Annotated in this window: 9 protein-coding genes and 1 pseudogene; 6 read left to right on the top strand and 4 right to left on the bottom strand. The window is 68.5% G+C overall.

Going from position 1 to position 9,575, the window contains the following annotated elements:
- Both ACFV3E_RS23300 and ACFV3E_RS23295 read left to right on the top strand, forming a co-directional pair.
- Nucleotides 1-132 (top strand): annotated as a pseudogene (locus ACFV3E_RS23300) (ABC transporter ATP-binding protein); the annotation flags it as partial.
- A 473-nt stretch (nucleotides 133-605) separates the two neighbouring features.
- Nucleotides 606-1,304: an alpha/beta fold hydrolase gene (locus tag ACFV3E_RS23295; protein WP_500536369.1), complete on the top strand. Its 699-nt coding sequence runs from the start codon at nucleotides 606-608 to the stop codon at nucleotides 1,302-1,304.
- A 51-nt stretch (nucleotides 1,305-1,355) separates the two neighbouring features.
- Here the strand turns inward: ACFV3E_RS23295 and ACFV3E_RS23290 are convergent, their stop codons facing one another.
- From ACFV3E_RS23290 to ACFV3E_RS23280, 3 genes are all read right to left on the bottom strand, one after another.
- Complete coding sequence (locus ACFV3E_RS23290) at nucleotides 1,356-1,841, bottom strand: GNAT family N-acetyltransferase (RefSeq protein WP_500536373.1); 486 nt, start codon at nucleotides 1,839-1,841, stop codon at nucleotides 1,356-1,358.
- Nucleotides 1,842-1,978: 137 nt separating this feature from the next.
- The gene (locus ACFV3E_RS23285; RefSeq protein ID WP_500536368.1) at nucleotides 1,979-2,392 is read right to left on the bottom strand and encodes a hypothetical protein; all 414 of its coding nucleotides are present in this window, start codon (nucleotides 2,390-2,392) and stop codon (nucleotides 1,979-1,981) included.
- 147 nt (nucleotides 2,393-2,539) lie between these two features.
- Nucleotides 2,540-3,235, bottom strand: a complete 696-nt coding sequence (locus ACFV3E_RS23280; RefSeq protein WP_500536367.1) for an alpha/beta hydrolase — start codon at nucleotides 3,233-3,235, stop codon at nucleotides 2,540-2,542.
- Nucleotides 3,236-3,336: 101 nt separating this feature from the next.
- Here ACFV3E_RS23280 and ACFV3E_RS23275 point away from each other — a divergent pair, with 101 nt between their 5' ends.
- Nucleotides 3,337-3,582 (top strand): hypothetical protein, encoded by a 246-nt coding sequence (locus ACFV3E_RS23275; RefSeq protein WP_500536372.1) that lies wholly within the window; start codon nucleotides 3,337-3,339, stop codon nucleotides 3,580-3,582.
- A 59-nt stretch (nucleotides 3,583-3,641) separates the two neighbouring features.
- Nucleotides 3,642-4,436 carry an SDR family NAD(P)-dependent oxidoreductase gene (locus tag ACFV3E_RS23270; RefSeq protein WP_500536366.1) on the top strand — a complete coding sequence of 265 codons (795 nt, stop codon included), beginning with the start codon at nucleotides 3,642-3,644 and terminating at the stop codon, nucleotides 4,434-4,436.
- 371 nt (nucleotides 4,437-4,807) lie between these two features.
- Here the strand turns inward: ACFV3E_RS23270 and ACFV3E_RS23265 are convergent, their stop codons facing one another.
- A complete protein-coding gene (locus ACFV3E_RS23265) occupies nucleotides 4,808-5,380 on the bottom strand; it encodes a TetR/AcrR family transcriptional regulator (RefSeq protein WP_500536365.1) in 573 nt (190 codons plus the stop codon).
- Between the two features lie 1,410 nt (nucleotides 5,381-6,790).
- Between ACFV3E_RS23265 and ACFV3E_RS23260 the strand changes: the two genes are divergently transcribed.
- Nucleotides 6,791-7,720 (top strand): PP2C family protein-serine/threonine phosphatase, encoded by a 930-nt coding sequence (locus ACFV3E_RS23260; protein WP_500536364.1) that lies wholly within the window; start codon nucleotides 6,791-6,793, stop codon nucleotides 7,718-7,720.
- Entirely contained in the window at nucleotides 7,717-9,378 is a 1,662-nt protein-coding gene (locus tag ACFV3E_RS23255; RefSeq protein ID WP_500536363.1) for a fused response regulator/phosphatase, read from the top strand. Before ACFV3E_RS23260 ends, ACFV3E_RS23255 begins: the two co-directional genes overlap by 4 nt.
- The last annotated feature ends 197 nt before the right edge of the window (nucleotides 9,379-9,575 follow it).

The following is a 9,575-nucleotide window of genomic DNA, read 5'->3' as shown; positions in this document are numbered from 1 at the left end:
ATGGAACTCCTGCGCGCCGTCGTCCACAGCGAAGGCGTCACCGCCCTCGTCGCCACCCACGACCCCCAACTCCTCGCCCTCGCCGACCGCGTCCTGGAACTCCGCGACGGCCACATCCTCACCACCGACTGACCCACACCCCGGGGCCGCCGCGCGACCCGACGAGTTGGCCGCCTGGTACTGCGGCGCCGCCAGCCGTGGCGAACTGGCCTGCTCATCGTCACGTTCAGGCACGGGATCACCGTGATGGCACCCGCCGCCGACCGTGACCCACATGGCCTGGTGGGCCATGTCCCGGCCTCGATGCGTCGTTAACCGCGATACGTCCGTCGACGCGGCGCCGTCGTACGACTCGGGTTCACGGGTGGTCAGCCCGCGGAATGCTCCCTCAACGAACCGGGCCATCATGTCGGTGCGTTCTTCGAAGAACAGTCCGTGCACGGCGGCCTCTTTCGCTGCCCGGCTGCAGTCGATGCACTGCTCGAGCGTCCCGGCCTCGGGGACACGCTCCGGGTCCTCACTCCGTACAGGTGGCAGATCACGCTAAGGCGTGTATCGAAAGTATTTCCGGAGCGGTTGTCGTGTCGCTCCGCTACGGTGCGGCCATGGTGAACTTCGTGCTGGTTGCAGGTGCGCGGCTCGGATCGTGGGCGTGGGACGAGGTGGTGCCGTATCTGGCTGCGGCCAGCCACGGAGTCCACCTGTTGACGCTGTCCGGTCTCGCCGAGAAGCAAGGCGTGCCAGCCGGGCAGCAGACCCACGTCCAGGACATCGTCGGCGAGGTCGAGCACCAGGATCTGCGCGACGTCGTCCTGGTTGGTCACAGCTACTCGGGCATCCCGGTCGGTCAGGCCGCCGAGCAAATTGGCGACCGGCTGGTCCACGTGGTTTTCGTCGACGCCAGCGTTCCGACCGATGGCGAACCGTTCGTCTCCGCCTGGCCGGACGGCGGGGCGATGATGAGGGCATCGATCGCCAAGAACGGGGGATTCTGGCCGGTCGCGGCCGCGGCCCATTACGAGGGCCACGGTCTCATCGATGAGCAGATCGCACGGATCGTAGCCCGATCGACGCCGCATCCGGGCGCCACGCTGACTGAACCCGCCGCCCTGGCACGGCCACTCGGCGATCTCCCGGCGACTTACATCAAGTGCACGCTCGGTGACCCAGAGCCGAGCGACGACGTGGCCAAGCTGCTGACCAGCGAGCACTGGCGGCTGATCGAGATGGACACCGGCCACTGGCCGATGCTCTCCGAGCCACGTGAACTGGCGCAGATCCTCATGAACATAGCTACGGCATGACGGCAGATCCATGTTTGCGGACTCCTTGCCGACGTGCATCACGTGCGCTGGTCACAGCCACTCGTTGATGGCTGCGACGAGGACGGTCGCCTCGTAGCGGACCGCGAGCTTGTCGTACCGCGTGGCCACGGCCCGGTTCCTTTTGAGGCGGCTGATGCCGCACTCGACTGCGTGCCGCTCGTGGTAGTCCACCGGGCCGAACTTCGGCGGCCGGCCACCGGACGAGCCCCGTTTCTTGCGGTTGCGCGCTTGATCGGTCTTGTCCGGGATGGTGCAGCGGATGCCCCGCCTCCGCAGATAGACCTTGTTGCTCGTCGGGTTGGCGAGGTCGGTGAAGAGAAGTACGTGTTCCGCACCGGCGTTGCGGGCTGCTTGGGACACGGCTGCGGTGACGGCGGAGCCGTAGCCCCGGCCGCGATGTTCGGGCAGCGTGTAGACGGGGGTGAGGCGAGCCGTGCCGGCCACCACCGACGTCATGGCGGCCATGGCCACTGGTTCGTCCCCGACCGTCCACAACCGCCAGCCGCCCCGGCTCATCCGCTCGTCGATGAATGCGTCGAGATCCGCTCCGAGTGAGCCCACTTCCGTGACGAAACGGGTGCACCAGTCGTGGAGAAGAGCCCTGTCACCGTCGGTCGCCGTCCGCGGTGCCCCCGGCGGTGCGACGCCAGGGCTCACAAGCCGGCCAAGACGATGGAGGCGCAGGTGTGGTCCACTCTTCGGCGCGGAGCCGGTGGTCGTCCGCCACGCTTCGGCGAAGGCACGGACCGATGCGTCGTCGGCCAGGAGCTGTGTAAACGGCTGAGCTTGGGTGAACAGGAGCCTGCCAGGTGCGTTGCCGCCGCCTGGGAAAGGCGGCTCGCGGTCAGCAGGTGCGGTGGCATCCACACGAACGCGGCCGTCGTCGCTGCTTCATCCGGTTCCCGCCACCAACCCAGCACCGTGGGCGGGGTTTTACCCCCGGACCACAGCTGCTCGATCGTGTCGAGCCCGGACAGCAGCATGGTGTGCAGGTCGGGACGTGCAGCGAGAAATGGCCCCGCCTCGGAGCGAAACACTTCGGGCTTGTCCGTAATGAACCAGGTCACGAGAACGCATCTCCTGCTTGCCCACGAGAGCGGCAACCCGCGGAGCCGTGGGGAAGCGGTTGGGGGCCCGCCGGCCGTAGCAGACGCGGCTGGCGGGCAGTACGGACCGCCGGGCTCACGCTCCGGCGGGAGTCCGCGCCGACCGGCTCAGGGCAGGCTGAGTTCGTGCCTGATGAGCTGGGCGAGTGCGGAGGGCTGCGACAGGAAGGGCGAGTGCGAACTGTTCAGCCGCAGCGTCCTGTCGGCGCGCTTCGCGAAGAGTTCCTGGACGAAGGGCGGGATGGCGCCGTCTGCTTCGCAGATGATGTATGTGCTCGGAATCTTCTGCCAGGCGACCGCGGTCAGCTTCTGGGTGGTGGAGGCGTAGGACTGGTAACCCAGGGCTGCCGCCGCCTTCTCGGCAACGCTCCTGGCCACGTCGCCGTAGAACACGTCGACCGGGTTCGCGACGGTCAGGAAGTCACCGGCACCCTCCTGCTGGTGGAACTCCCACCAGAGTGCAGGGTCGCCGCCCGCGCTCGACAGCAGCGAGTCCCCGGCGTCGAGCTGGAACGCGGCGAGGTAGACGATGCTCTTGACGTTGGGCGCCTCGGCGAGTGCCTGGGTGGTGGGGACGCCGCCGTAAGAGTGCGCGACGACGACCACGGGCCCACCGATCGCCTCGACCGCGGCCCTGATGGCGGCCGCGTCGGAGTACATGTCGCCCAGCGCCTTGGGATCATCGCCACACGAGGTCAGGGCCACGGTGTGGACATCGATACCGGGCAGGTCATCGATGAGGAGTTGCAGATGCTCGGGCTTGTGCCACGCTCCGGGCACCAGCAACAGCGACGGCAGGGCCATTCGAACCTCATAGGGCAGGTGATGCGTTGGGCATGATGTGCGGGCCCATCATGTAGGCCCTCACTACACAGCGTCCACGTGATAGATGTCACCAATTATCTATAAGGCGGAATCCGGGCCCGCCTCCGCGAGAGGCAGTCCCCGCCGGCCCGCTTGCAGCGCGGGCGGACCCGGCGGCGTCGATCCAGGCCCGGCGCGACCACTTCGGCGCCCACACCTACCGTCGCACCGACCGCCCCGGCTCCTTCCACACCCGCCGGGACACCGATCGCACCAAAGAACCCATGCGCCGAGGGCGGTTCGCCGGCAGCACCTCATGCCGCAAGCGCCGAGGTGGGCAACCATGAGCCCTTTAGATTAAGCTCACTATCTAACGCGTGAAATCTACTGAGGAAAGAGGACGACCATGTCCACACAGAAGGTCGGGACGGCGCTCGTTACCGGCGCGACCGCAGGTCTGGGTGCCGCTTACGCCGAGGAGCTGGCGGCGCGGGGGCACAACCTGCTGCTCGTCGCCCGCGATCAGGCGCGGTTGGAATCTTCCGCAGCGAACCTTGCGGAGCGTTTCGGCATCGGAGTCTCGGTGCTGAGCGCCGACCTGGCCACGCCGAAGGGCATGCGGAGCGTCGAGGACCGACTGGCGGCCGACCCCTCGATCGACATGCTGGTGAACAACGCGGGCAGCGCCCTGTTCGGCCCCCTGTCCGCGGCAGACCCGGACCGGCTGGAGTGGCTGGTCACGTTCAACCTGACCTCCGTCACCAGGCTCGCGGCCGCCGCCGCGAAGGCGTTCTCCAGCCGGGGCTCGGGCACGATCGTCAATGTCTCGTCCGCCCTCGCCCTCAACATCCTGCCCGTAGGCGCCGTGTACAGCGGGACCAAGGCATATGCGATCGCGTTCACCCAAGCTCTGGCGGAGGAGTTCGCCGGTTCCGGTGTCCGCGTGCAGGTGGTGGTACCGGGAGCGCTGGAGACGGCGATCTGGGACGGCTCGGGCATCGAACTCGACCAGCTGCCCAAGGAGGCCGTCATGGCACCCCGCAATGCCGCGCGGGCCGCGCTCGCCGGTCTCGACGCCGGCGAGCTGGTCACGATCCCCTCGCTGCCGGAGTACGCCAGGTGGGAGGAGTACGAGAACGCCCGCCGGGAACTCATCCCGGGACTGTCCCTCACGCGCCCCGCCGAACGCTACGCCGGCTGACATCCGGGGCAAGCACGCTCTTCACCAGGGCCGGGGGCCAACCGCCCCCGGCCCGCCGCAACGGCGGCCGTTCCCGGGGCTGTCGCCTCCGCCGGGCCGCACGCACTGCCGGACCCGGGGCCGCCGCGCCCGACGGCGACGGAACCACGTCACGGCCAGGAGCAGCCGGGGAAGGGGTCATTCACCCGCCACCGGTCGCGATGACGGCCAAGCGCGGGCCCGCCGGGTCAGGGGCGGCGGGACAGGCCACGAGCTCAGGACGCCGTACCGCGGGTCGGCGCCGCGGGGCAGGCGGCGCGGGGCGCTGCGCATACGGCGCACCCACCCCTGCGGGGCGGCAAACGGTTCAGGACACTGGGGTGGCGTACACGTCAGCCGGTTGCCGGCTGACCACTGTCGGCAGCCCTCGCCACCGCTGCATGTGCCGCCTGCAGGATCTGCTCCGACAAAGGCGTCCCTGCGGTGGCACGGGCAAGAAGTATGCCGCCGACGAGCGTGGCATAGGCGGCCAGGCCGGCGTCGCCGGGCGCGATCCACTCCGCGAGTTCCTGGACGCCCCTGGAGTACGTCTCCCTGTGCTCGGGCTCACGCGCAATGTCGCCCGCGAAACCGGCGGCGGGACAACCGGTGCCAGGGTTGTCGCGATGCTCGACGGAGAAGTAGGACTCGAGCAGCGACTGCCACGCCGCCTGGTGCCCTCCAGCCTCGTGGTCGAGAGTCACAAGGTCTTGCAAATTGTCGGCGAACGCCTTGGTGGTCGCCTCGTCGACGAGCGCGGCTTTGGAGGCGAACTGCTTGTAGAAGCCGCCTTGAGTGAGTCCGATCGTCTTCATCACATCCGCGATGCCGACCTTGGCGACACCGTCCTCACGGAACAGCCGAGAGGCCGCGGCCACCGTTCGCTCCCGGTTGACCTTCGCTTCCGCTTGCGAGACGCGACTCATTTATCACCCTCCGTAATGCCGAATGGCCATCTTCCCCGTACCGGGCTGTTACGACGACCAGCGGGCTGGCACCCTGACTCTAAGATTATGCCTGCTGTCTATCGCTTGCCATAGCCGCCCGTCGGCCGCAATTCCGGCCGGCACGCCCGACCGGAGTCCCGCGGGCGGCGGCCGATCGGCGAGAGCGCGGACGGCGGCCCGCATGTAAGATGGTGTTCACAATCTAACATTCGCGTTGCCGTCGCCAGGCTCCCGGGCACCACCGACGACAAACACGGAGCCCTGGAGGCATCCCGCGGCCGCTCGGGCGGAACAGCCCTCACCCACGGGTCGTTCCGCCATCATGCCGCGGCGAAGAGGACCTCGTCACCGGAGGCACGGAAACGACGTTTCTCACCGCGGCCGCCCGGGGACGGTCTACCGTGCCATGCGTTCGGCCCGCACGACACCGAAGGCTGTTGCCCACAGGTGCCGTTGAGGCTGCCCGTCATCGTCGGCGTCCGGCCGGCCCGAGTCGCATGCGAAACCGCCATGGCCACACCAGCCCTCAAGGCGGCGCGACCCAACCCGTCACCCAACCTCGGCAGACCCTGGCGTCGCTCAATTGCCTTTCAAAATCCCCGCAGTGAAGCGTGATTGGATGCCAGGTCGCGCCTGCTGTGCCGGGCCGGACGAGAGGGAAACGGATCGCTTGACGTGCCGAACCGCACGTCGCACAGTTGAATCGCATGCCGGTAAATAACTTCCACTATGCGGAAAGCGAAGGGCGGCTGAGCTGTGATCCAAACAGGGCCGCACAAATACCGAAGACGTCACAGCACCGGCGTGGACCCTCACCCGGTCTGCCTGCCTGTCTGGGACACACACCAGCCCGACCTCTTGCGCGCTGCGAGTCGTAGTGAGCGGCCGACGCACCGGGGAGCCGCTGCCCGGGCTGTCCTGCCGGCCGGACTATCACCGGTTTAACCGCCGTCCCGCCAAAAGGGCCGCTCGCCGGGGGCGCACCACCGGCGAACTCACTGGGCCTCAACTCACCCCTCCACGCCGCGATGGCACGAAAGCCGCGCCATGTTGATACGACGCAGCCCTTCCAGGAAAACCAGGTCACTCCCCCGACTCGTGATGCACCTCTTCCCGCGCATTCCCGTCACCAGGCGCGCAACCGATGACGGGGCCTGCTTGCTCCGAGCATTCAGCCCCGAAGTCCCCAAGCGGCCGAAAGCACATGGCCGCGGCACCGGGCCCTTGGGTATGCGCGGCCACGCAGTACCTCCGCTCCTATTGATCGCGGCCATCACCTCGGGTGCGTCATTCGCCCCCCTTGCGGTTCACCTGTCCCCACTGCTCGTGGCGGCTCCCACGTGCACGGGAACGTTCGCACGAACACGCTTCACGGCCGTCGTCGCACTCATGGCAGCCGCGGCAGTGGTTCTCGTGGACCGTCACGACGGCCTGCTCCACTCACCGCTGCTGCCCATTCACATCGGCGCGGTGCTCATTGTCTCCGCGTTCGTCATCGCCTCCCGGGCGCTGCATGACCGCGACTTGCGGGAACTGGCCCAGGTACGGGCTGTCTCCGAAGCAGCCCAACGAGTGCTGCTTCGGCCGATCCCCCGGGAGCTGGGCCCTTTCCGCGTCGCCTCGATGTACCGCGCCGCGGCGGCACACGCGCTGGTGGGCGGTGATCTGTACGCAGCCGCCCGCACCGGCCACGCCACACGCGTCCTCATCGGAGACGTCCGCGGAAAAGGCCTCCCGGCCATCGACGACGCCTCCGCCGTCCTGGGTGCTTTCCGTGAGGCGGCCCAGCAGCACCGCACACTCCCAGAACTTGCGGCCTCCCTGGAACGCAGCGTCCGCAGGCACCTGGGCGAGCTGACCCGTATCGCCCCCGACAGCAACGAGCGGTTCATCACCGCCCTGCTGATCGAACTCCCCGACGATGAAGACATCGCCAGAGTGGTCAGTTGCGGGCACCCGGCACCTCTGCTGCGCCAGGGCAACCAGGTCACCCTGCTGCCCGTCACCCGGCCCGCCCCGCCGCTGGGGCTCGCAGCAGACACTCCCAGCGCCTTCTGCCTCGACACTGTCGCCTTCGGCCCCGGAGACACCCTGCTTCTCTACACCGACGGCCTGGCCGAGGCCCGCGACTCCGCCGGCGAGTTCTTCCCCGTCCTCGACCGTGCCGATACATGGACCTGGGACTGCCCCAGCCGCCTCGTACAGCACGTCAGCGTCGATGTGGACCGACACGCGGGCAAGAACCTCCAGGACGACCTGGCCCTTGTCGCTGTCCATCATCCAACGCACCCCGTCCACGCCGGACAAGCGCCACCGTGAACATCCACAGGCCGAAAACCCGCACGCCGCGCAAAGACCCCGACCCTTGCGCCACCAACATGCGCACCGTCTCGCAGGCACTGCGCACCACATCAGAAGGGACGGTGACGAGGATGGCCACACCCAGACCCCTCCTGCTCCGGCACCCGAGCGCACTGCTCGCCGTCTATCTCGCCGCGACCTGCGCACTGCAACTGGATGCCTCTGCGGTCGGCTTGGTCCGCTGGTCGGACTACTCGGTCCTGGCCCCGCTGATGGCGGCAGCCCTGCTACCCATCAGGCACACCTTGATCGTCGGAGCTTCCACGCTGGCGACCAGTGTGGCCATCTACGGTTTCGCGATTCCAGGCGTGTCGGAGGGAGGCCGGACGGTTGTCATCACCGCAGCTCTCCTGTCCCTGGTCATGAGCCTGCTCATCTGCCGAGTACGGCTCCGCCAGAAAGCCGGGTGCGTCTTCGCTGCACGCGCCAGAAACGGTGAAGAGACAGGCCGCCGCGTCCTCTCTGCACCACGTCAGGTCACCGGCGATCCATGCGCCTCCCTGGCGGGTGGACCGCCGCCCGGGCGCTTGCCGCAACCCGCCGCCGTGGAGCTCGCATACTGTCGGGCTGACGACAGAAGGCCGCAGGCCCATTGGCTGGACGCGATCCCGCTGTCCGGAGCCCGGGTGGCGCTGGTCGCCGGCAGCGTGGCCGAGGGCGGAGTCCCAGCCCCCACTCTGGTGCCCGAACTTCGCGCCGCGGTGCGGACGCTGGCGGACATCGACGTGCAACCGGACGAGGTGCTCAGCCATCTTCACGACGTCATTCGTCGGTTGCGGCCGGACGAGAGTGCCCGCGACGTTGTGGCAAGCTGCCTGTACGCCGTCTACGACCCCGTCACTGCAGAGTGCGCCCTCGCTTGCGCCGGGCATCCTGCGCCCACCGTCATCGCCCCCGATGGCGCGATCACTGCCGTCGACCTTCCTGCTGGAGTACCGCTTGGCCGCGCGCGAGCGAAGGTCGAGACCGCCGACATCCGGCTGCGAACAGGCAGCGTGCTCCTGCTGCACACGCACTCCACCAAGCCACCCGATTCCGAGACGAAGACCGACGGGCTCAAGGTGCCCGAACACATCATCGAGCCGGAATCCCCGCTCACAGACACCTGCCGTGCTGCTGTGGAGGCCCTTGTGGCAGCGGGAGCACCACGCCAGTTGCGCGTGCTCGCCGCCCGTACCCGCACGCTCGACGGCACCACCGTGGCGACCTGGAACCTCCCGGCCGACCCGGCGGCCGTCTCTGCCGCACGAAAGCACGTCACGGCCAAAATGACGACATGGGGCCTGGAAGGGGCCACCCCCACCACCGTCCTCATCGCCAGCGAGCTGGTCACCAACGCCATCCGCCATGCCCAGCCACCGGTACGTCTCCGCCTGATCCGCTGCGCCACGGGCCTGACCTGCGAGGTCACCGACGGCAGCACCACATCCCCGCACCTTCGACGCGCCCGCACCTTCGACGAAAGCGGCCGGGGACTGTTCATCGTTGCCCAGCTCACCCAGCGCTGGGGAACCCGCCATCACCCGCAAGGCAAGACCATCTGGGCCGAGCACTCCTATAAGGCCGACGAACTCATAGAGGAGGAAGGACAGGCCCTGCAGGCCGGGCTCGCGTGATGACCCCCGCCCACCAGGCGGCGGCATCGAACCCGCATCCACTTCAGGCACCCGCCTCCGCGGGGCAGGATGTGCTCCTGCGTGACGCGCTCCGCAGGAGCGGCCGGACCCCGGCGGGCAGCAGAGCTCGCGCCACTGCCTGCGCCTCGCCACCCCGCAGCACTCTTGAAGGGCCCGCCGGGACCCCTGGGGACCGG

Source organism: Streptomyces sp. NPDC059718, assembly GCF_042733315.1.
GTDB lineage: Bacteria > Actinomycetota > Actinomycetes > Streptomycetales > Streptomycetaceae > Actinacidiphila.
Note: the sequence above shows the minus strand (reverse complement) of the source record. Positions and strands in the feature narration are given on the sequence as shown.